At 72.1% G+C, this 22,244-nt stretch carries 19 protein-coding genes and 1 tRNA gene; 9 read left to right on the top strand and 11 right to left on the bottom strand.

Going from position 1 to position 22,244, the window contains the following annotated elements:
* Positions 1-52: 52 nt before the first annotated feature.
* The 7 genes from P8T65_RS29340 to P8T65_RS29310 form a co-directional block, all read right to left on the bottom strand.
* A complete protein-coding gene (locus P8T65_RS29340; protein WP_316728185.1) occupies positions 53-2,071 on the bottom strand; it encodes a beta-galactosidase in 2,019 nt (672 codons plus the stop codon).
* The gene (locus P8T65_RS29335; RefSeq protein ID WP_316728184.1) at positions 2,068-3,390 is read right to left on the bottom strand and encodes an alpha-galactosidase; all 1,323 of its coding nucleotides are present in this window, start codon (positions 3,388-3,390) and stop codon (positions 2,068-2,070) included. Before P8T65_RS29335 ends, P8T65_RS29340 begins: the two co-directional genes overlap by 4 nt.
* A gap of 27 nt (positions 3,391-3,417) precedes the next feature.
* Positions 3,418-4,329, bottom strand: a complete 912-nt coding sequence (locus P8T65_RS29330; protein WP_316728183.1) for a carbohydrate ABC transporter permease — start codon at positions 4,327-4,329, stop codon at positions 3,418-3,420.
* Complete coding sequence (locus P8T65_RS29325; protein WP_316728182.1) at positions 4,326-5,318, bottom strand: sugar ABC transporter permease; 993 nt, start codon at positions 5,316-5,318, stop codon at positions 4,326-4,328. Before P8T65_RS29325 ends, P8T65_RS29330 begins: the two co-directional genes overlap by 4 nt.
* A gap of 52 nt (positions 5,319-5,370) precedes the next feature.
* Positions 5,371-6,678: an ABC transporter substrate-binding protein gene (locus tag P8T65_RS29320; protein WP_316728181.1), complete on the bottom strand. Its 1,308-nt coding sequence runs from the start codon at positions 6,676-6,678 to the stop codon at positions 5,371-5,373.
* 265 nt (positions 6,679-6,943) lie between these two features.
* On the bottom strand, positions 6,944-8,371 hold the full coding sequence (locus P8T65_RS29315; protein ID WP_316728180.1) for a HAMP domain-containing sensor histidine kinase: 1,428 nt from the start codon (positions 8,369-8,371) through the stop codon (positions 6,944-6,946).
* Positions 8,372-8,408: 37 nt separating this feature from the next.
* The gene (locus P8T65_RS29310; protein ID WP_230211529.1) at positions 8,409-9,107 is read right to left on the bottom strand and encodes a response regulator transcription factor; all 699 of its coding nucleotides are present in this window, start codon (positions 9,105-9,107) and stop codon (positions 8,409-8,411) included.
* A gap of 100 nt (positions 9,108-9,207) precedes the next feature.
* Between P8T65_RS29310 and P8T65_RS29305 the strand changes: the two genes are divergently transcribed.
* On the top strand, positions 9,208-9,771 hold the full coding sequence (locus P8T65_RS29305) for a hypothetical protein (RefSeq protein ID WP_316728179.1): 564 nt from the start codon (positions 9,208-9,210) through the stop codon (positions 9,769-9,771).
* A gap of 20 nt (positions 9,772-9,791) precedes the next feature.
* Here the strand turns inward: P8T65_RS29305 and P8T65_RS29300 are convergent, their stop codons facing one another.
* On the bottom strand, positions 9,792-10,664 hold the full coding sequence (locus P8T65_RS29300) for a fused MFS/spermidine synthase (protein WP_316728178.1): 873 nt from the start codon (positions 10,662-10,664) through the stop codon (positions 9,792-9,794).
* 141 nt (positions 10,665-10,805) lie between these two features.
* Positions 10,806-11,180: a hypothetical protein gene (locus P8T65_RS29295; RefSeq protein ID WP_316728177.1), complete on the bottom strand. Its 375-nt coding sequence runs from the start codon at positions 11,178-11,180 to the stop codon at positions 10,806-10,808.
* 258 nt (positions 11,181-11,438) lie between these two features.
* Here P8T65_RS29295 and P8T65_RS29290 point away from each other — a divergent pair, with 258 nt between their 5' ends.
* A complete protein-coding gene (locus P8T65_RS29290; RefSeq protein WP_316728176.1) occupies positions 11,439-12,950 on the top strand; it encodes a hypothetical protein in 1,512 nt (503 codons plus the stop codon).
* A 30-nt stretch (positions 12,951-12,980) separates the two neighbouring features.
* Here the strand turns inward: P8T65_RS29290 and P8T65_RS29285 are convergent, their stop codons facing one another.
* Positions 12,981-13,577, bottom strand: a complete 597-nt coding sequence (locus P8T65_RS29285; RefSeq protein ID WP_316728175.1) for a histidine phosphatase family protein — start codon at positions 13,575-13,577, stop codon at positions 12,981-12,983.
* A 196-nt stretch (positions 13,578-13,773) separates the two neighbouring features.
* On the opposite strand from P8T65_RS29285, the gene P8T65_RS29280 reads away from it, so the two are divergent.
* The 7 genes from P8T65_RS29280 to P8T65_RS29250 all read left to right on the top strand — a co-directional run bounded on the left by P8T65_RS29280 (position 13,774) and on the right by P8T65_RS29250 (position 20,463).
* Positions 13,774-14,805, top strand: coding sequence for a phosphatase PAP2 family protein (locus tag P8T65_RS29280; RefSeq protein ID WP_316728174.1), 1,032 nt, complete (start codon positions 13,774-13,776; stop codon positions 14,803-14,805).
* Positions 14,756-15,949, top strand: a complete 1,194-nt coding sequence (locus P8T65_RS29275) for a hypothetical protein (protein ID WP_316731776.1) — start codon at positions 14,756-14,758, stop codon at positions 15,947-15,949. Before P8T65_RS29280 ends, P8T65_RS29275 begins: the two co-directional genes overlap by 50 nt.
* Positions 15,940-17,562 (top strand): hypothetical protein, encoded by a 1,623-nt coding sequence (locus P8T65_RS29270; RefSeq protein ID WP_316728173.1) that lies wholly within the window; start codon positions 15,940-15,942, stop codon positions 17,560-17,562. Before P8T65_RS29275 ends, P8T65_RS29270 begins: the two co-directional genes overlap by 10 nt.
* Positions 17,559-18,902 carry an AAA family ATPase gene (locus tag P8T65_RS29265; protein WP_316728172.1) on the top strand — a complete coding sequence of 448 codons (1,344 nt, stop codon included), beginning with the start codon at positions 17,559-17,561 and terminating at the stop codon, positions 18,900-18,902. Before P8T65_RS29270 ends, P8T65_RS29265 begins: the two co-directional genes overlap by 4 nt.
* A gap of 182 nt (positions 18,903-19,084) precedes the next feature.
* A complete protein-coding gene (locus P8T65_RS29260; protein ID WP_316728171.1) occupies positions 19,085-19,447 on the top strand; it encodes a hypothetical protein in 363 nt (120 codons plus the stop codon).
* Positions 19,448-19,727: 280 nt separating this feature from the next.
* A complete protein-coding gene (locus P8T65_RS29255) occupies positions 19,728-20,399 on the top strand; it encodes a bifunctional DNA primase/polymerase (RefSeq protein WP_316728170.1) in 672 nt (223 codons plus the stop codon).
* Positions 20,390-20,463 (top strand) — tRNA-Lys (locus tag P8T65_RS29250). The genes P8T65_RS29255 and P8T65_RS29250 overlap by 10 nt, the downstream gene beginning before the upstream one ends.
* An 84-nt stretch (positions 20,464-20,547) precedes the next feature.
* Here the strand turns inward: P8T65_RS29250 and P8T65_RS29245 are convergent.
* Positions 20,548-22,002, bottom strand: coding sequence for a M6 family metalloprotease domain-containing protein (locus P8T65_RS29245; RefSeq protein WP_316728169.1), 1,455 nt, complete (start codon positions 22,000-22,002; stop codon positions 20,548-20,550).
* Positions 22,003-22,244 lie beyond the last annotated feature (242 nt).

The raw sequence follows: 22,244 nt of genomic DNA, 5'->3' as shown, positions 1-22,244 counted from the left end.
CCTCTGTGCATGCCCGGTTGCGAGGGGTCGGGCGTCACGGGTCGGCCCGGCGTCAGCGTGGTTCGCGGACGACCGCCACGTCCCCGGGCTCCACCCGTACCGTTGTCGAGTCGGCGTTCGTGGTGATGCCCTTGCCCGTCAGCAGTTCGGACGCGTCCGTGGAGATCGCGACCTCGGCCGCCGTCCCACCGTGGTTGATCAGGAAGAGGTAGTCCGCGTCGGGGCCCCGGCGCACCGCCGCCTCCACACCTTCCGGGGTCGTCCGGACCGGCTCCACGCCCGCCTCGGCGCGGATCCGGTCGAGCAGGGACGTCAGGGTCGTCGGGTCCGGGCGGGTGGCCAGGTACCAGGTCGTGCCCGAGCCGTGGGTGTGGCGGGTGACCGCCGGTACGCCCGTCAGGGGCCCAGAGGTGTACGTCGTGATCGGCTCGGCGCCTGCCAGGGCGACCCGTTCCGACCAGAGGGAAGCCGTACCGCCGTCGCTCAGGTCCACCGACTCCCCCGGCAGCAGCGGGAAGAGTTCGTCCGTGCGGACGCCCAGGGCTTCGCGGAACGCGCCCGGGTAACCGCCCAGCCGGACATGGCAGTTCTCGTCCACCGCGCCGCTGTGGAAGCCGACGGCCAGCGTGCCGCCGGCCTCCGCGAAGCCGGTCAGGTTGGCGGCGCCCGCGTCGTCCACCAGGTACAGGCTCGGCGCCAGCACCAGCTTGTACGAGGTGAGGTCCGCGTCGGGACGGACGAAGTCCACCGCCACGCCCGAGCGCCACAACGGCTCGTACCAGGCGCGGATCAGTTCCTGGAAGCGGAGTTCACCGCTCGGCTGGGACGGCAGCTCCACCGCCCACCACGCGTTCCAGTCCCACGCGATCGCCACCTCGGCGACGCCCGTGCTGCCCCGCACCTCCGCCAACGACCGCAGATCCGCGCCCAGTCGGACGACGTCCCGCCAGATCTGGCTGTCCGTGCCCGCGTGCGGCAGCATCGCCGAGTGCCACTGCTCGGCACCGGCCTTGGCGGCCCGCCACTGGAAGTACGCGATGCCGTCGGCGCCCCGGGCCACATGGGAGAGCGCGTTGCGGCGCAGCTCCCCCGCCGTCTTGGCCCGGTTGACCGGCTGCCAGTTGACCGCGCCGGTGGAGTGTTCCATCAGCAGCCACGGGCTGCCGCCCGCCAGGGAGCGCACCAGGTCGCCGCTGAGCGCGATGTCGATCTGCGACTCGGGGTCCGTCGACTGGAGGTAGTGGTCGTTGGAGACGATGTCCAACTCCGGCGCCCAGCGCCAGTAGTCGAGCTTGTCGAAGTTGAACATCACCATGAAGTTGGTGGTGGCGGGGGTGGCCGGGGCCGCCTCCAGCAGCACCTCACGCTCCGCCTTGCACAGCGACAGCAGCGCGTCGCTGCAGAAGCGGCGCCAGTCCAGCTGGTGGGTCGGGTTCGGGACCGCGCCCGTCGCACGGGGCGGGATGATCTCGTCCCAGTCGTAGTACCACTGGCTCCAGAACGTCGTGCCCCAGGCGTGGTTGAGCGCCGCCAGGTCGTCGCCGTACTTCTCCCGCAGCCAGACCCGGAACGCCGCCGCGCTCGTGTCGCAGTGGCACTCGCCGTTGTGGCAGCCGTACTCGTTGTGGACGTGCCACATGACGACGGCCGGGTGGTCGGCGTACCGCTCGCCCAGGGCGCGGGCGATCCGCAGCGCGGCCTCCCGGTAGGCGGGGCTCGACGGGCAGAAGGTCTGCCGGCTGCCGTACGAGAGGGTGCGGCCGTCCCGGTCGACGGGCAGCGCCTCCGGGTGCTTGACGAAGAACCAGGCCGGCGGGGCGGCCGTCGGGGTCGCCAGGTCGGCGGCGATGCCGTTCTCGTGGAGCAGGGCGAGGATCTTGTCGAGGCGGGTGAAGTCGTACTCGCCCTCACGGGGCTCCAGGAGCGCCCACGCGAAGATGTTGACGCTCACCATGTTCACGCCCGCCTCACGCATGAGGCGTACGTCCTCGGCCCAGACCTCCTCGGGCCACTGCTCGGGGTTGTAGTCACCGCCGTAGGCGATGCCGGGGACCTTCAGTTCGCGCTTCATTCGGCGGCCTCCAGGCCCTTGGTCAGCAGTCGGCGGGTCGTCTCCACGCCCCAGGTGTCGAGCGACAGCAGTCGGTCGCTGGACCCCATCAGGCCGCCCGTCGCCTCGACATGGGCCGCCCAGCGCTCACGGGTCTCCACGGCGGGGCGGGCCATCAGGCAGTCGGGGTCGTTCACCCAGAGGCGGCCATGCTGCCACTGGCGGCCCGCGCCCGTGAACTCGGCGGCGTCCTGGCCGGGCTGGCTGTGGTCGTCGGCCTCCGAGCGGCGATGCGGGGCCGTGTCGGGGCTGACCCGCATCGCGTCGAACAGGCCGATGGAGGGGAGGATCGGTGCGCCGCAGCCCAGGAGGTAGGCGTCGGGGCCGATGGCGGAGCGGATCAGTTCGATCCCGGAGCGGTACGCGGTGAGCGCGTCCACGTCGGCGTGGCGTACGCCGTCCAGCGCGCCCGCGTACAGGAAGTCGACCTTGAAGTAGTCGTAGCCCTCGGCGCGCAGGGTGGTGAAGACCTCGGTGAGGTAGGCCGCCGCCTCGGGGTGGGTGGTGTCGAGGACGTACAGGTCGTGGCCCCAGTTGCGGCCGGCGTGGGTGAAGCCGCCGTTGTCGTCGCGCACCAGCCACTCGGGGTGCTCGGCGGCCAGGGTGCTCGCCGGGTCGACGAGGAAGGGGGCCGTCCAGATGCCCGCGCGGCGGCCCCTCGCCCGGATGACCTCCGCGATGCCCGCGCGGGAGCGGAAGCGGCCGGAGAGGCTGAGCCAGTCGCCCAGGGCGTTCTGGTAGCCGTCGTCGATCTGGACGACGTCGATGGGCAGGTCGAGGGTGTCCATCGCACGGAGGTTCTCGTGGATGTCGTCCTCGGTGACGGAGGTGAAGTACTCGTACCAGGAGCACCAGACGGTGGGGGCCGGGCGGGGGGCCGCGAGGCCGAGGCCCGCCGCCCACTCGCCCAGCACCGCCTGGATGTCCGTGCCGGTCCACTCCTTCACCGGGCCGTCGGCGCTGACCTCGGCGATCCCGTCCCGGACCACCAGGCGGACGGACGGGACCTCGCGCACGGGGTCGGGGGCGGCCCACAGGCGGACCGGTGAGCCGTCGCCCGGGTCGAGGGCCAGCAGGCCCTCGCCCTGGAAGGTGCCGGCTGGGGCGGTGACCCCGGGGCGGTAGCAGACGGTCGCCCAGTTGTCGTTGGTCGGACGGTACGGGGTCGCGTCGAGGGCGTAGGAGCCGCTGGGGCTCCAGGACTGCCAGCCCTCCTCGTGGACCCGTGCCGTACTGGTGTCCACGGGCACGGAGACCACGGGGGTGAAGGGGTGGTGCACGAAAGGATCTCTCTCAGAAGTGGCCGGTCAGCCCTTGTTGGCGCCGAGGGTGAGGCCGCTGACGAACTGGCGCTGGAGTGCGAAGTACACGATCAGCGTGGGGATGGCGGTGAGCAGGGCGCCGGCGGCGACGAGGTTGGGGTCGGTGAAGTACTGCCCGGAGAGGTTGTTCAGGGCCGAGGTGATCGGCATGTTCTCGCCGGTGGAGATCAGGACCAGGGCCCAGAAGAAGTCGTTGTAGATCCAGATGGACAGCAGGGTCGCCAGGGCGGCCATCGCGGGCTTGCACAGCGGGAGCACGATCTGCCAGTACAGCCGCCACACCGACGCCCCGTCGACCAGCGCGGCCTCGGTCAGTTCGTGCGGCAGGGAGCGCATGTAGTTGCTCAGCACGAAGGCGCAGAACCCGGACTGGAAGGCCACGTGGATGAGGACGAGTCCGAGGGCGGAGTCGTACAGTTTGCCGCTCATGGTGATGCCGGGCAGGTCGATGAGCAGGTACATCCGGTACAGCGGGGTGATGATGACCTGCTGCGGCAGGAGGTTGCCGGCGGTGAAGACCAGGAGCAGGAAGAGGTTGACGCGGAAGTCGAAGCGGCTGACGTAGAAGGCCACCATCGACGACAGGAACAGGGTGAGCAGCACCGCGGGGACGGCGATGATCAGGGTGTTCACGAAGTAGTGCGTCATGTCCGACTGGGTGAACGCGTTCGTGAAATTGTCGAAGCCGAGGGTGTCGGGCCAGGAGACGTAGCCCTTCTCGGATGTCTCCCCGTAGGGGCGCATGGCCGCGTACAGCGCCCACAGCAGCGGCGCGAGCCAGGCCAGGGCCATACCGGCCAGGAACAGGTGCAGCAGGATCCGGGCGGGGCGGACGGGCGTGCGCTCCTTGCGGGCCCCGGCGGCGGGCGCGGTGGTGGTCTCGACGGTGGTGCTCATGCGCGCCGCTCCTTGCGGAAGGTCGCGATCAGGTACGGGATGATCACGGCGAGGGAGATGACCAGCAGGACGACGGCGATGGCCGAGCCGTAGCCGATGCGGCTGGACTCTCCGATGATGTTGTTGGTGACCAGGATCGACAGCAGCTCGGTGCCTTCGGCGCCCTTGTTGAAGACGAAGACGAGGTCGAAGGCGCGCAGGGCCTCGATGATGGTGACGACCAGGACGACGGTGTTGGTGGGGCGCAGGGTGGGGAAGATGACGTTCTTGAACGTCTGCCACTCGTTCGCGCCGTCCAGGGCGGAGGCCTCGCGCAGCGAGGGGTCGACGCCCTTGAGGCCGGCCAGGTAGAGGATCATCATGTAGCCGGTGTGGCGCCAGGACGCGGCGACGAGGATGGCCCACAGGTTCAGGTCCGGGTCGCCGATCCAGTCGATGTAGTGGCCGGGCTCGTTGGCGCCGATGAGGCTGTTGATCAGGCCGGTGTCGGGGTTGTAGATCAGCTGCCAGACGAAGCCGATGACCGCCAGCGACATCACCACCGGCAGGAAGAACGCGGTCTGGTAGACGCGGCTGAAGCGGATCTGCTTGTCCAGCTGCACGGCCAGGAACAGGCCCAGCGGTGTGGGGATCAGGATCAGCGCCACGAACCAGACGATGTTGTGCTCGACGGCGGGCCAGAACTGCGGGTTGTTGCTGAACAGTTCCTCGAAGTTGTGCAGCCCGACCCACTTGATGGAGTCGAAGCCGATGCCGTCCCAGGTGGTGAAGGCCAGCGCGATCGAGGCCAGCGCCGTCACCCACACCAGGGCGACATGCAGGAAGGTCGGAAGACCCGCCATCAACCCCAGCGTGAGCCGGTCATGGCGGGTCAGGAGCCGCCGGTGGCCCTGGGGCACCTTCGTGGCGGTCGTGGCGGTCTTTGCGGCAGGGCCGGAGCCCGGAGGCGGCGTGGCCGCCTCCGGGCTCTCGGTGGGGGTGGTCGTCATGTCAGGAGGTCATCCAGTCGTGAGGACGGTCGGTCGTGAGGACGGTCGGTCGTCAGGACGCGAAGATCGTCTTCTTCTGCCGCTCGATGGACGAGAGCAGGCTGTCGACGCCCTTGGGGTCGCGGATGAACTTCTGCAGCGCCGGCTGCATCACCGTGGAGGTGAAGTCCGGGCGGCTGTCGCGGTCCATGAACTGGGTGAGGCTCTTGGCGCCCGAGATCATCTCGTACGCCTTCTTCTGCAGCGGCGTGTACGAGGAGGTGTCGGCCTTGGTGGAGGCGGCCACCACGTTCGGGTCGGCCTTGAGGTAGATCTGCTCCGCCTCGGGGGTGCCGAGGAACTCCATGAGCTTGACCGCGCCGGACTTGTTCTTCGGGGCCTTGCTCATCATGAAGCCGTCGGTGGGGGCCTCGACGGTGTCCTGGCCGTACGCCGGGTCGATCTCCGGGAAGGCGAAGAAGTCGAGGTCGTCCAGGTCCGCCTTGTTGGAGAACTGCTGGCCCACGAACGAGCCCAGCAGGTACATGCCCGCCTTCTTCGACACCAGCGTCTGCGCCGCGTCCTGCCAGGTGCGGCCGACCGCGCCCTCCTGGTGGTACGGCAGCAGCTCGGTCCACAGGTCGAACGTCTTGCGGACCTTGGCGTCCGTCCAGGCGACCTTGCCCGCCATCAGCTCGACGTGGAAGTCGTAGCCGTTGGTACGGAAGTTGAGCTGGTCGAAGGTGCCCATCGCCGGCCAGGCGTCCTTGTCGCCGAAGGCGATCGGGACGAGCTTGTCCTTCTGCATCTGCTTGCACAGGGCGATCAGCTGGTCCCACGTGGTGGGAACCTCGTAGCCCTTCTCCTGGAAGACGCTCTTGCGGTAGAAGAGCGCCCAGGGGTAGGTGTACAGCGGCACGAAGTAGGACTTGCCGTCCTCGCCCTGGCTGAGCTTCTTCATCGCCTCGGGGAAGTTGCCCCCGATCTTGTCCCACACGTCGTCGATCGAGGTGGCGAGACCCTTGGCCGCGAAGAACTGCATGCGGTAGCCGGCGAACCAGTGGAACACGTCGTCCGGGGTGCCCTGGAGGTAGGAGTTGATCTGCTCCTGGAACGTGTTGTGGTCCTTGGTGTTCACGTCGACCGCGATCCCGGACTGCTTCTTGAAGGCCGCGTAGATCTCGGCGAACGCCTTCTTCGGCACCGCGTCCGACGCGTTGGAGCCGACGGTGACGGTCTTCGGGTCGGCAGCCGTACCGCTGCCGCCACAGGCGCTGAGCAGGGGGACTCCAGCGCCGAGTACCGCGGCCCCGCCTATGCCGCGCAGCAGGGTGCGGCGGCTCGTGCCGGGGACGGAGAGACCGGAAGGTGTGAGATGCATGTACGGCTCCCTGGGGACAGGTGGTTCGGTCTCAATGGCCCTCGCCGGCTACTGATCGAAAACAATCAGAAACCAACTCGACCGAACACGGTGGCCGCCATAACAGCTCTATGTCATGTCATGCGTCAAGACCTCTTGTCCCCCTTTGTTGAAACGTAATCCCTGGTTGTCGAAACGTGACCGTCACACACGTGAGCCACATCACCCACGGACATGCATCCACATACGGGACACAGCGCCCGAACAGGCGATCGCACAGGCCCGATCACGACGAGACGCGCGACTGCCCGGGGGCGAACAGGGCCCTGGTGTGTTTGCGCCGGCGTATGGACGCGCCCCGGTGTCCCCGGCGAGCCGACGGCCCGCCGTCCCGGCCCGCGCCCCCGTTCAGCTGGATCCAGATCCGCACCTCGGTCCCGCCCAGCACCGACGACCCGATCCGTACATCGCCGCCGGTCGACTCGGCGAGGCGGCGCACGATGTCGAGGCCCAGACCGGTCGAGCCGGCGCTGCCGGAGCCCCTTCCCCGGGCCATCGCGGCCTCCGGATCAGCGATCCCCGGACCGGCGTCGGAGACCAGAACGATCACCGCATCCTCGCCGTTGTGAACGTCGACCGCGAACGCCGTGCCTTCCCCCGTGTGCCGGAAGACATTGCCGAGCAGGGCGTCCAGGGCGGCGGCCAGGTCCGCCCGGGCCACGGGTATGCGCACCGGGCGCTCGACCCCGGCCACCCGCCACTTGCGGCCCTCGTCCTCGGCGAGCGCCGACCAGAACGCCATCCGCTCCCGGACCACCTCGGCCGCGTCGCACCCGGCGCCCGGCCCCGCCGCGGCCGTCTGCGGCTTGGCCTCCCGTGCCGTGCGGATGATCGTGTCGACCTCACGCTCCAACTGCTCGACCGCCGCCCGGGTCTGCTCGGCGGCCGGCCCGTCGCCGAGGGAGGCCGCGTTGAGCCGGAGCACCGTCAGCGGGGTGCGCAGCCGGTGCGACAGGTCCGCCGCCAGCTCCCGCTCGTTCGCCAGCAGCTGGACCACCTGGTCCGCCATCGCGTTGAACGCCACCGCCGCCAGCCGCAGCTCCTTCGGCCCCGTCTCCGGCACCCGCGCCCCCAGCTGCCCCTCCCCCAGCTCGTGCGCGCTCTCGACCAGCCGCCGCGCGGGCCGGACCATCCGTACCCCGAGCCGGTCGGCCACCGCGACCGAACCGACGATCAGCAGCACGCCCACCCCGGCGAGCACCGCCCACGCCGTGGCGACCCCGTTGCTCACCTCCGACTCGGACACATACACCTCGACGACCGCTATCTCGCCGGAGCTGAGCGCGGTGGGCTGCAGCAGCGTGGACCCGCCCCGCACCTCGGTGGTGGAGGCACGGCCCAGCTTCCGCACGGTCGCGATGTCCTCGTCGGAGGCCCGCTGCCGGCCCAGGTCGAGCGCGGCGGCCCCCGCGCCGTCCGCCGGTAGGTGCACTGCCATCCCGTCGTCCGCCCCGGCCGAGGCGACGACCCGCTCCAACTGCTCGCGGTCGGTGGTGATGGAGAGCGCCGGGGCGATCGCGGCGGCCTCCCGCTCGGCGCCCGAGAAGGCCCGGTCCCGCGCCATCTCCTTGACGACCAGCCCCAGCGGCACCGCGAAGGCCACCACGACCATCGCCGTCACCGCCAGGCACACCTTGACCAGCGCCCACCTCATGGCCGCACCGCCCCGCACGTCCCGACGGGCGCCCGCCTCATGACCGCGCCCCCGGCGGCTCCAGCTTCACGCCGACGCCCCGCAACGTGTGCAGATAGCGGGGCCGCGCCGCCGTCTCCCCCAACTTCCGGCGCAGCCAGGACAGATGCACGTCGATGGTCTGGTCGTCGCCGTAGGACTGCTGCCACACCTCCGCGAGCAGTTCCTTGCGCGCGACGACGACACCGGGGCGGCCGGCGAGGAACGCGAGCAGGTCGAACTCGCGCCGGGTGAGGTCGAGCCGTACGCCGTCCAACTCGGCCTGGCGGCGCAGCGGATCGATCGCGAGGCCGCCGACCCGGATCACCGTGGACGGCGGCACCTCGCCGGCCAGGGCCCGGGAGCGGCGCAGCACGGCCGCCATCCGGGCCGACAGGTGCTCGACCGAGAACGGCTTGGTCACGTAGTCGTCCGCGCCCGCGTTCAGCAGGCGGACGATCTCCGACTCGTCGTCCCGCGCGGTCGCGATGATCACGGGGACGTCCGTGATGCCGCGCAGCATCTTCAGTGCCTCCGAGCCGTCGAGGTCGGGCAGCCCGAGGTCGAGGATGACCACGTCGAAGCGGACGTGCGCGACCTCGCGCAGCGCCTCCAGTGCCGTACCGACGCTGCGCACGGTGTGGGCGGCGTCCGTCAGATGCCTGATCAGCGCCGAGCGTACGAACTGGTCGTCCTCGACCACGAGCACACTTGCCATGCGCCGCACCGTACGCCAAACGGGCCGGGCCGGTCGGGGCCTGTGGACAACTCACGCGACCCCGGCTCGGCCACGACACCACCGGGGCTGGTGGGGCAGTATGGCCGCGATGCGCAGCGGACTCCTACACGTACTGGCCTGGCTGCTCGCCACGGGCGCGGCGGTCACGCTGACGTGGTGGGCTGTCCACACGGTGATGACCGGCACCGCCTACGACCCGCCCCGCGCCCTGCCCATCACGGCCGCCGACACCCAGGGCCGGGGCGCGCCCGCGTCGATCACGCCGACCGCACTCCCGGAACCGTCGCGCAAGGCCGGCGAGCAGCGGCAGGACGACGGCGACGAGCCGTCCCCGACCCCGTCCGAACCGTCGAAGTCCGCGAAGCCCGGCCCCCGTCCGGGCACCGGAGCCCCGACCGGGTCGGGCAGCCCGGCCGACCCGGGTGAGGTCAGGTCCTACGACACCGAGGGCGGCCGGGTGGTGTTCTCGCTGGGCGAGGAGTACGCGACTCTCGTGTCGGCGACGCCCGGCTCGGGTTGGTCGATGCAGGTGTGGAAGACGGAGACGTGGATCCGGGTCGACTTCGCCGCCGGTGCGGACCGGGTGTCGGTGTTCTGCACCTGGCACGACAGCGCGCCCCGGGTGGACGTCCAGAACTTCTGAGAGCCCGTCGGGGCGGTGGCTCAGCGGAACACCGACGACGGCGGCGCCGGTGAGGCGGTCGCCGCCGCGTCCGTCACCGGCACCGCCCCGCCCGTGAAATCGGTGAGCGCGCGGCCGTGTTCGACGCGGCCGGGGTGCGGGTCGGAGGCGGCGCGGCGGGTCAGTTCGGCGACCGGGAGCGGTTGGTCGGAGGCGACGAGGACCGCGTTGCCGAATCGTTTGCCCCGCAGCACGGTCGGGTCGGCGACCAGCGCCAGTTCGGGGAAGACAACGGCCGCGGTGGCGATCTGCGCACGCAGATGGGCCAGCGGTGGGCCGTCGGCGAGGTTGGCCGCGTAGTAGCCGCCGGGCTTCACCACCCGCCGTACGTCCGTGAGGAACTCCGTCGTCGTCAGGTGCGCCGGGGTGCGCGCCGCGCTGAACACGTCCGCGATCACCAGGTCCGCCCACCCGTCGGGCACCTTCGCGAGCCCTTCGCGCGCGTCCGTCGACCGCACCCGGACCCGTGCGTTGGGATCCAACGGCAGCTCCCGCCGGACGAGTCGGACGAGAGCCGCGTCGCGCTCGACGACCTGCTGGGTGGAGCGAGGCCGGGTGGCGGCGACGTACCGGGCGAGGGTGAAGGCGCCTCCGCCGAGGTGCACGGCGTGCACAGGCCGTCCGGCCGGGGCGATCAGGTCGATCACATGCCCGAGCCGCCGCTGGTACTCGAAGGACAGATACGCGGGATCGTCGAGATCGACGTGCGACTGCGGCGCCCCGTCCACCAGCAACGTCCAGGCCCGGGCCCGCTCCCGATCGGGAAGCAGCTCGGCGAGCCCCCCGTCGACCTTCTCGACCACGGCGTCGGCATCCTGCCCCCGCCGCCCGCGCCCCTTCTTCGACCTGCCCACCAGTCCATTATCGGGCGTGGGCGGACCTGTGCGCGCCGGGCCCCAGGAGCGCCCCGACAGGGGCGCGGGGAACTGCGCGACAAGCCACGACGAACCCGCGGCCGCCGACGCACAGAACCCCTACGGCGACCGGGCACCACCTCACCGACGGTTGTCCGCGGCCTCGATCAACCGCGCCGCCTCACCCAGCGCGGCGCGCAGCACCGCCGGATCCGTCGCGAGGTCCACCTCACCCGGCGGTAACAACCACCCCGCTCCCTCCGGAGGAGCCAGCACGGCCCCCCGCCCGTCGCTCTGCGTGCACGTGCTCCCCGGCACGTCCCACGCGTCCGCCGTACCGGGCGGCACCAGGAACCCGAGGGTGTCGCACGTGTCGTCGTGGAGCACGGGCCCGACCGTCATGACAGGCCCCACCGCGTCGAGGGCGCCGCGGCGGAGGATGTCGACCGCCTCCAGTCCCTGCCGCGCGGGCACGGTCACCAGGTCGCAATCGGAACGAGGTTCGAGGTTCTTCATCCGGGCCTCCCACGCCTACCAGCGCCCTGCCCAACGCGCCGCCCTGTCAACGGCTACGGCGAAACTGCGCCGCAAAGGATGGCAGTTCATGGCAGATCCAGGATGAGATATCCGGTTTGTAGCCAAACCTCGCGTGGGGGCCCCGATGAGGCGGGTACGTTCTTGCCCCGCCGGACACAGCGGAACCAACCGTGCACCAGGCACATAAGTCCTACTGAATCCGGCACGGTTCGACGGTTCGCGAGAGAGGGCCCGGCCATGACGTCGTCATCGGTGACCTCGTCCCAGTCCCCCCGTCCGCAACGACCGAATCTCGTCTTCAGGCAGCTGCGCGGGCAGCGTTCGCCGGGCGAGTTCGCCGCTGCGGTACGACGGGCCGCGCGTGAGATCGGCGAGCGGGTGAGCTGTGACGCTCGGTACGTCGGACGGGTCGAGGCGGGCGAGATCCGCTGCCCCAACTACGCGTACGAACGGGTGTTCCTGCATATGTTTCCCGGCCGAACGCTGACCGACCTGGGTTTCGCGCCCCGCGCGGAGGTACGCGGTCGGGGGGCGCGCCCCACCGACGAGGCGCCCTCCCCTCGCAACAAGAGCCGCTCGCACTCCTCATACGGAACGGGGGGTGAGACGGAAGGTGCGTACGAGCCGTATGACACGCAAGAGATGTACGACATGCAGGACCCGCGGGGCGACACGGGCTACGTGCGCGGCCGGCGGGGCACGCAGCAGGCGTACCAGAACGACGAGGAGAGCGACGTGCAGCGTCGCGCGTTCATGACCGGAGGTACCGCCGCGGTGGCGGCCGCCTCCTTCGGCCCCTTCACCCTCGGCGGCGCGGCCTCGGCCGCGACCCGGCCCGTGCACCGGGCGGGCACGGGGGAGGCGGGGGCCCTCGAAGCGGCCGTGCGCAAGATCCGGCTGCTCGACGACCGGCACGGGGCGGACGGGCTGTACCGCAGGGCCTCGGCGCCGCTGCGGGCCGCGTACGCGCTGCTCGACGCGGGCACCACCCGGCAGACCACCGCCGACCGGCTCTACACGGGGGCGGGCGAACTCGCCATCTCCGTGGGCTGGCTGGCGCATGACTCGGGGCGGTTCGACGACGCCCGCTCGCACTACGCGGAGGCACTCGCCACGGCCCGGATGTCCGGGGACCCGGGTCTCGAGGCGCACGCGTTCTGCAACACGGCGTTCCTGGCGCGGGACGCGGGCCGCCCGCGTGAGGCGGTGCGGGCGGCGCAGGCCGCGCAGCGGGTGGCCCGGCCGCTGGGGTCTCCGCGGCTGATGTCCCTGCTGGCGCTGCGGGAGGCGGGCGGCTGGGCGGGGCTCGCCGACCGCACCGGGTGCGAGCAGGCGCTGGCCCGGGCGCACGCCCTGTTCGGGCGAGGGACCGCCGAGGCCGACCCGGAGTGGATGAGCTTCTACGGGGAGGCAGAGCTGGAGGGCCTGGAGGCGCAGTGCTGGTCCACGCTGGGCGACTGGCCCCGGGCGGCCCGGCACGCGCGCCGGGCGGCCGGTCTGCAGAACCCGCACTTCACACGGAACATCGCGCTCTACACCGCCGAGCTCGCGGACGACCTCGCGCGCGGGGGGCGTCCCGACGAGGCCGCGGCCGCCGGTATGCGGGTCCTGGACCTCCTCGACGAGGTCCAGTCCTCCCGCGTCCAGCAGATGCTGGCCGGCACGGCACGGGTGCTGCTGCCGCACCGGCGGGCATCGGGGGTGTCGGCGTTCCTGGAACGCCACGCGGGGGTCGCGCGCACGGCCTAGGGCGGGGAGGACTCCCAGGGCTACCGATGATCAGCCCGCCAGGTGCCCCGTGTCGTTCCAGGACTCGATCGCGGGGTCGCCGTAGGCCCAGCCGAGGACCGACAGGGATGTCGGGTTGAGGCGGACGCGGGCGGCGAAGTCGAGGTCCAGGCCCAGCCAGCGGGCGGCTATGGAGCGCAGCACATGGCCGTGGGCGAAGACGAGCACGTCACGCTCGGCGGACCGCGCCCACGCGACCACCTCGTCCGCGCGCGCGGAGAGCTGCCGAAGTGTCTCCCCCTCGGGGACGCCGTCGCGCCACATCAGCCAGCCCGGCCGGAAAGCCTGGATCTCGGCGGGGGTGAGCCCCTCGTACGCCCCGTAGTCCACCTCCATGAGCGTGTCCCACTCGGCGGCGCGGTCGCCGAAGCCGGCCAGTTCGCAGGTCTCACGCGCGCGCGAGAGGGGACTCGTACGGACGTCGACACCGGGCAACCCGTCCAGGGGCGCTCGGTGCAGACGCTCCCCGAGGAGCTTGGCGCCGCGCCGGCCCTCTTCGAGGAGCGGGATGTCCGTCCTGCCGGTGTGCTTGCCGAGCAGGGACCATTCCGTCTGTCCGTGCCGGGCCAGCAGGATGCGCGGTGCCATGAGCGACCTTTCCGGGGACCTTCTGCGAGAAGGGAGAAATGGGAGGCGGATGCTTCCATCATCGCTCACGCTGTCGTGGGGCAACCTGACAGGCGATCCCAGCGTCTTGGACATCGTCTTGCTCAAGGGCCACACCAGCACCACACACAGATGAACATCGACGCGTCGACGCGCACAGACGGGGGAGGACGTTCGGATGCCGCAGACCGAGGCGACCGAGGCACCGGTTACCAGAAGGACCGGTGCACCGGTTACCGAGGCGACGCCGGGCACGCGGCTCCGCTGGTGGACCGAGCTACCGCTGATCCTGCTGGTGTACGGGGCGTACTCGGCCGGCCGGCTGCTCGCCCGCGGCGACACCTCCCACGCCGTCGACCACGGTCTGGCGATCCTGCGGATCGAGAAGACGTTCCGGCTCAACGCCGAGCATCCGCTGAACCGGCTGTTCACCCGCGAGCCCTGGATCGGGATACCCGCCGACTTCTGGTACGCCTCGCTGCACTACCTGGTCACCCCCGCGCTCCTGGTGTGGCTCTTCCGGTCCCACGCCGTGCGCTACCGCGCGGCCCGCACCTGGCTGCTGACCTCCACCTTCATCGGTCTCATCGGCTTCACCCTGCTGCCCACCTGCCCGCCCCGGCTGCTGAACCCGGCCCACGGCTTCGTCGACACCATGGCGTACTACAGCTCGTGGGGCTGGTGGGGCGGCGAGGCCAGCGCGCCCCGGGGCCTGGGCGGTATGACGAACCAGTACGCGGCCATGCCGAGCCTGCACGTCGGCTGGGCCCTGTGGTGCGGGGTGATCCTGTGGCGCTTCGCGGGAAACTCCCGGCTCGTGCGGACCGCGGCTGTCGCGTATCCGCTGATCACCACGATCGTCGTGATGGGCACCGCGAACCACTACTTCCTCGACGCGGTGGCGGGAGCCGCCGTGATGGGGGCGGGCCTGCTGGTGACCCCGCTGGTGCTTCGGCTCGCGGACCAGTGGCGGGACTCGCTCGGCCTCTCCGCCGCGGCCGCGAGCCGGTTCGACGGCGGCGGCCCACGGCCCGTGGCGGAGCCCGCGGTTAAGGCCACCGCCGTCTCACGGGCCTCGGTTTCCCCGATTGTCAGTGGTGAGTGCCAGACTTCCCCGGGTGAGCGAATTCCACGGCAGCGGATCACCGACCCCGAGCCGGGTGCCGCCCCCTCGCAGACAGAGGACGGCGCTCCGGCAGCGGCTCGCTGAGCTGCGCGGACCCGAGGTCCCCCCGAAGTCGCTGGACGCGCGCGCCCTCGCCGCGCTCGCGGCCAACCCGGGCTGTGAGCGCCGCGCGCTGCTGGACGGCGCGGGGGTGAACAAAGCGGTGCTGGCGGACGCGCTCGGCTCGCCCTCCGCCTTCGGCCAGTCCCAGTTCGCCTTCATGCGGGGCAACGCCTTCGAGGCCCGGGTCAAGGCCGACGGCGGCGCCGAACTGCTGCGGCTGGTGCACGAGAGGCTGGACCCCGGTGCCGAGCCGCCGGTCTCGGCCTCGGTCCCCGACCTCGCCGCCGTCGGCCCCGAGGGCCGCGCCGCCCGTACGGCACTGGCGTTGCGCGACGCCACGGACGCCGGCGGCTGGACGCTGCTGGACCACCCCATGCTCGCGCTCGACGTCGCGGGCTCCCCCGCGTTCCTGGAACCGGACGCGGTGGTGGTCCACCCGGACGGCACCTGGTCGGTCGTCGAGATCAAGTCCTTCCCGATGCTGGACGGTTCGGCGGACCCGGCGAAGGTGGGCGCCGCCGCCCGTCAGTCCGCGGTGTACGTGCTGGCGCTGGAGGAGGTCGCCGCCCGGCTCGGCGGCGAGGCGCGCGGCGACGCCCCCGCGCCCGAGGTGCGCCACCGGGTCCTGCTGGTCTGTCCCAAGGACTTCACCAACCTCCCCACGGCCGCGGCGGTGGACATCCGCAAGCAACGCGCGGTCACCCGCCGCCAGTTGACCCGGCTGACCCGGATCGAGGAGATCGCGGACGACCTCCCCGAGGGCACCTGTTTCGCCCCCGACCTGCCCCGGGAGCAGCTGACCACGGCCGTCGAGGCACTGTCCGCGACCTACGCGCCCGAGTGCCTCGCCGCCTGTGAGCTGGCCTTCCACTGCCGGACCCGTTCCCGTTCCGAGGGTGCGGTGACGTCCCTGGGCCGGGCCGCGCGCGCGGAGCTGGGCGGTCTCACCACCGTCGACGACGTCCTGGCGGCGGCCCACGGCCTCGCCGGCGACCCGGACGACCCGGCCGTGGCCGCGCTGCGCAGAGCGGCGGAGCTGCGGGCGGAGGCGCTGGGGGCCGCGGCCGCGCGCGGGTCCGCCGCCGCGCTGCCCGGCTCGGCGCCCGAGGGGGTTCCGTGTCGCTGATCGCCACCCTCGCCCGTCTCGAAGCCGTCAGCTCGGGCCGCGCCCAGCCCGCCGCCACCGTTCTGCACCGGCATCTCTCCGCCCGCCCCCTCGTCCTCGTGCCGCTGACCACCGCCGGTGAGGCCGGGGCCCCGCTCGGCGCACTCGTCGGCACCGACCGGGACGCGCCCCGGCTGCTGGTGGTGCCCCAGCCCCGCGACCGTGACCTGCGCTTCGCGTTCCTCGCCGAACTGGCGGACATCGTCCTGCCGTACGTGGACGGCTACGCCGACGCGGTGGAGGCCGCCGAGCGCAACGAGACCGACCCGGAGACCGGCAAACGCGTCAAGGTCGAGGTCGAACTGTGCGCGGACGCCCCGCAGTTGATCCTGCCGAGCCGGACGGGCATCGACTTCGTACGGCTCCTCGGGCGTTCCATGCGGTTCAGGCGCACCGCGGAGCAGGACCCGGAGGCACCCCATCCGGCGCCTCCGCGCGTGCCGTTGCTCGGGCGATGGCTCACACACTTCGGGGAGCGGGCGCGGGTGCCGGGCTCCTCGCTGCTGCTCGCGCTCACCGATCTGTTGTCTCGGCACTGGGCCACCGGCCAGTCCGGGGTGGAGGACCAGCACCTGGCCTCGCTGCTCGCCTGGATCGACCCGCCGGAAGGGGAGTCGGGCGAGGCTGCGGCGCGGCGGGCCGAGCTGGCGCGGGACGCCGAGGGCCAGTTGCTGTGCCCGCCCGCCGGGCCCGCGACCGACCCGGCGTTCGACAACAAGCTGCTGGCCCCGGCCATCGAGCGGTACGACCGGGCGCGGCTCGCGCTGGCCGCCGCCGAGGACGGCCTGGAGGCCGACGACCGGCTGGGGGCGCTGACCGCCGCCGAGCGGGAGATCCGCGCCCTGGTCGAGAGCCGCACCCGGCCCACCTGGGACGCGGTCTGGCACGGCCTGGATCTGCTGCGCGCCCTGCCGGAGGGCGCCCACGCGGCCGACCGGTGGACCCGCGACCGCTGGTCCTTCACCGGCCACCGCGACCGGATCGTCGCAGGGGAGCCCCCGCAGCCGCGCGTCGACGACGCGGTCACCGCCGCGAACAAGCTGGCCGCGCGCGAGCGCGAACAGGCCCGCCTCGACGCCCAGGAGGCCCTGGACGACCCCCTCGTGATGGCCGGGCGACGGCTGGCCGGGGAGGCGTTCGCCGGCGAGGTCGTGGACGTCGCGATGGCGTACAGCGAGGGCAAGCGCCCGAGCCCGCGGCCGCTGGTGACCCTACGGACACGCGACCGGCCGCATCTCGGGGAGCGGGCGAAGGTGTACCGCTCGCTGGGCGGGAAGCCACAGACGGCGGAGTTCGTCGGGCACGAGCCGGGCGGGCCCGACGGGGCGGCCGACGCGGGCGAGACCCTGCTGGTGCTGCGGATCATGGACAAGATGGGCCGGGGCAAGGAGCCGGAGGTGGGGTCCGTCCCCGAGAAGGGGGACCGGCTCTGCTTCACCCTCTTCGAACACGACCAGCGGGGCGGGGCGAAGCTGCCGGACCCGGAGGAGACACCGTGGACGCACGGCGGGCCGCCGGGTGAACCGGACGCCGTACCGCTGCCGGACCCGGTGACCGAGGAGGACATCCTGTGACCCCCACCGAGGCCGTGCTCGATCCCGGGGCGGCGGCCGGCCGCGCGACCGACGCGATCCTGCGCGACACGCTGCACGGCGACGCGCGTGGGGTCGTCGTCGACTCGCCGCCCGGTGCCGGGAAGTCGACGCTCGTCGTCCGCGCCGCGCTCGAACTCGCCGCGGCCGGGCGCCCCCTGATGGTCATCGCGCAGACGAACGCGCAGGTCGACGACCTGGTGCTCCGGCTCGCCGAGAAGGACCCGGAACTCCCGGTCGGCCGACTGCACAGCAGCGACAGCGACCCGTACGACAAGGCGCTGGACACCCTGCCGAACGTACGGAAGTCGACGAAGGCCGCCGAGCTGGCCGGGCTGGACGTGGTGATCTCCACGGCCGCGAAGTGGGCGCACGTCAAGGGCGTCGAGCCCTGGCGGCACGCGATCGTCGACGAGGCGTACCAGATGCGGTCGGACGCGCTGCTGGCGGTGGCCGGGCTCTTCGAGCGGGCGCTGTTCGTGGGCGACCCGGGGCAGTTGGACCCGTTCGCGATCGTGGGCAGCGAGCAGTGGGCGGGGCTGTCGTACGACCCGTCGGCCTCGGCTGTGACGACGCTGCTGGCCCACAACCCCGACCTGCCGCAGCACCGGCTGCCGGTGTCCTGGCGGCTCCCGGCGTCGGCGGCACCCCTGGTCTCCGACGCGTTCTACCCCTTCACGCCGTTCCGCAGCGGCACGGACCACGGGGACCGGCGGCTCGGGTTCGCGGTGCCGGCGGACGGCTCCGGCCCGGACCGGGTCATCGACGAGGCCGCCGAGTCGGGGTGGGGGCTGCTGGAGCTGCCGGCCCGGCACACCCCACGGACCGACCCCGAGGTGGTACGGGCCGTCGCGCTGGTCGTACGGCGGCTCCTCGACCGGGGTGGGGCGGCGACCTCGGAGCGGTCCGAGGAGCCCGTGCCGCTGACCGCCGACCGGATCGCCGTCGGCACGGCCCACCGTGACCAGGCGGCCGCCGTGCGCTCCGCGCTGGCCGAGCTGGGGGTCGCGGACGTGGTGGTCGACACGGCGAACCGGCTCCAGGGGCGGGAGTACGACGTCACTGTCGTCCTCCACCCGCTGTCCGGGCGCCCCGACGCGACGGCGTTCCATCTGGAGACCGGGCGGCTGTGCGTCCTCGCCTCCCGGCACCGGCACGCCTGCATCGTGGTGTGCCGGGCGGGCGTGACCGACCTGCTCGACGACCACCCGTCCACCGAGCCGGTCCAGCTGGGGGTGACCGTGAAGTTCCCGGACGGCTGGGAGGCGAACCACGCGGTGCTGGCGACGCTGGCGGAGCATCGGGTGAGCTGGGAGCCCTAGGGAGCGGGGCCGGTCGGCGTGGGCCGGGGTGTCGCGGGGGCGCGGGTGTGCGAGGGCCGGCGTGTGGGGCGCCGGTCGGGCTCGATGCCCACTTGCGCGGTCACGAGAGAATGGACGGTGGCCCTCCACCCGGGACGCCCCGGGGGTCGGCCGACTGAACCGTCGTACGAGGAGGAGAAGACATGGCGGAGCCCACGTCGCGTCGGAACGAACCGCGGCTGCGGCCCGCGCCCCTGCTCTTCGAGCCGGCGGAGGCGGCCGGCGACCCCGAGCACTTCTTCGATCTGGAGTCGATCGACGATCCGCGGGCGCTGCTGTCGCGGGCGACGGAGTTGACGCAGGCGTTCCGGGCGGCGGCGGACCGGGCCGTGGAGTTCCAGGCGATCGCCGCGGCCCAGCTCGCCGATCCTCGGCGGCTCGATCGGCTGACCTCGGCGGACATCGCGGAGCGGGCGGAGTGGACCGAGGACTACGCCAAGAAGATGGTGGAGTTCGGGCGGGATCTGTTGCGGGGGCGGGATGTGAGCGGGCCGGAGTCCATCTGAGGGGCTGGGCGGGGGCCGCTGAGCTGGGCGGGGTGGGGGTGGCTTGCGCGTTGCCCGGGGTCGGGGGCCTGTTTCGCTCACCGGCGCTTGCACGGGTGCCGCTGCGCCCACCCTCCCCCATCGCCCCAGCGGCACGACTGCCCGCAGTCACCTAACCCGGCGGACCTGAAACACCGTCTGGCATATGCCGGGTGGGCAAGATACCCCACTTGCTTATCTCGTGTACCAGTTTCCGGTAACTGCTCGGGGGTGCGTGGTCACGGGCGGTAGACCTGGACGCATGAGCGGTGGAGTGGGGACGGGCAGGTATCCGGAGGACGGGGTCGATATCGCCGGCGTCACGGCGGAGGGGGCCGCTTGGCTCGCCTCGGCAGGAACGTATCCGCGGAGCACGCTGACGCTGTGGGAGGAGAGGCCGACCGCCCCCGTGGTGCTGCCGTGCGGCTCCGTCTTCGATGTCGTCAGCGTGCCGGCGCTCTTCGGGCGGCGCATGCTCGACCGGTTATGGGCCGAGGGCCCCGGCTCCGGACCGGTCGCCGTCTACCGCGGGCGCGTGCTCCTGTTCGGCGCCCCCGGCACCGCCCAGCGGCTGCCCACCCTCCTGGAGTGGGAGGAGTGGGGCTCCCCCGGCCGTACCGGTGCGGTCCCGCCCCTGCTCTGTCACGGCACCGGCGACGCGGTCACCGTCCCGCCCGTGCTGGCCCCCGAGGGCTCCCGCGGCACCGACGGTTCCCCGGCCGCCCGGACCTCCGACACCCCCGGTGTCACCCGCCTCGGCTCCCGCTGGCTCGTCGCCCCGGACACCCGGCGACCTTGGCTTCCGGGGCCCGAGGTACTGCTCTGGGCGGCGGTGCGGGCGGCCCGGTCGAGGGCCTCCGCGACCGTGCGTGTATCGATTTTTCCTCCCGCCGATCAGGGTGCTAAGGTCTACGACGTCAGCAGGCGCCGCTAGCTCAGTTGGTTAGAGCAGCTGACTCTTAATCAGCGGGTCCGGGGTTCGAGTCCCTGGCGGCGCACGACACGGAAGAAGCCCCTCGCGGAAGCGAGGGGCTTCTTCTCGTATGCCGCCACGCGGGCCCTCCGCCCCCATGCACAGCGCCTCACCGCCCCGTCGTGATCCGCACGGTCCACGCGCCGGACGCCGTACGCCCCTCCACGTCCACCCGCACGGCCTCCCCCGGCACCGTGAAGCTCTCGCCCACGCCGACCGGCGCGTCCGCGAGGGGCGGGTAGACGGACTCCTCCCAGCAGGCCTCGGTGCGCGGGTGGGCGTCGAGGACCTCCATGGGGCCGCCGCCGGACTCGGCCCCGCTGCGGATGCGGTAGACTAGGACGCCCTGCGTGCAGACGGAGGCGTCGTTCCCGACCGCGCCCCGCGCCTCGATACCGAGCGCGCTGTCGGGACCCGTACGCACGACCGCCAGCTTCACACCCCGGCCGGCGCCGAACCCTCGCACCCCGGCCGCCACGCCGGTGACACCTCCACCACTGGTGCCGACACCGGGACCGGGAGCCGCCTCACCGGCCTCGTCACGGGCACGGATATCGGCCCTGGAACCGGCACCAGCACCACGCCGCCCCCCTCCGCCCGCGTGCCCCACCTCGCCGGCACCGGTCTCCGCGCCCTCCTCCGTCTCCCCCTCGTACGCCCCCCGCGGGCCCGCCCCCACCGCCTCCAGCGTCAACCGGGTCGTCCCGGCGCCGTGCACACACGTCACCTGGTGGGGTTCCAGCCAGCCCAGCTTCCACTTGTGCCAGGCGAACAGGTCCGGGGCCAGGGCGAACTGGCTGCCCATGAGGTCCCAGTCGCCGACGTGGGTGTCCCAGTCACCCTTGCCGTCGGCGGGGCGGTGGTAGAGGTCGGGGAGGTCGAAGACATGGCCGGTCTCATGGGCGAGGACGAGGCGGTCCGGCGGATGCCGTTCGAACACGGTGACCACCCGGCGCAGACCCGTGCCGTCGACCTTCAGCGGGGTCTGGAGGTTCACCACCTTCGTCGCGTCCGAGTCGACGCCGGGCGCGTGCGGGTCGGCCACGAAGTACACGATGTCGTAGCGGGAGAAGTCGACGTGCGGGTCGGCCGTGGCGAGGGCGTCCCTGAGGTAGGCGGCCCGGTGCGTCGCATTCCAGTCACGGCGTATGGCGTACGCCGTCGACGGCTGGGGCATCTCCAGCCACTCGCGGCGCGGATGGGAACGGAGGGCGAACTTGCCGTACGACGCGCGTTCGAAGAACTCGCTGGTGGCCGGAAAGTGATCTGCGGTCAGCTCGGCCGGTGTGGTGAGAGGGGCCGCGTCCGGGAATGACAAGAATACGAGTACGGCGTCGAGGTCGCGGGTGGGGCGTGGATACGCGGAATTCCAGGTGTCGAGGCCCTCCGAGTGGTGTGCCTGGGTGCGCCGCAGGGTGCACGGCTCCGACAGCGGTACGGCGGAAGGAGCCGTGATCAGGGAGGTCGCGGCGAGTGCGGTGAGGGAGGTGAGCATGGCCGCTGTGCTGCGCAGCACGGGCGCCCGGTCGCCGAGGAGTTCCTTCCAGGGGAGCGGACGCTGCACGGGGACCTCCGGATGCGGATCTTGGGGACGCCGCGTCCAGATTTTCGGAATTTGTAGTACTACGCCCTGTTTGCCTGCACCAGAAGGGTGAAGAGCGGTCGCTCGACCCCGCCCGCCCGCGCCTCGGGGTACGGCCGCCGACACCCCGGGTGCTCACGGAACGTCACAAGCGATCCACGGAACGGGGAAGCCGTTCAGCTCGGGGCAGAAACGATCTGTCAGATCAGGTCGTTGTTCAGGGA

This window comes from Streptomyces sp. 11x1, from assembly GCF_032598905.1.
Lineage (GTDB): Bacteria > Actinomycetota > Actinomycetes > Streptomycetales > Streptomycetaceae > Streptomyces.
This window is presented reverse-complemented; position numbering and strand designations above follow the sequence as displayed.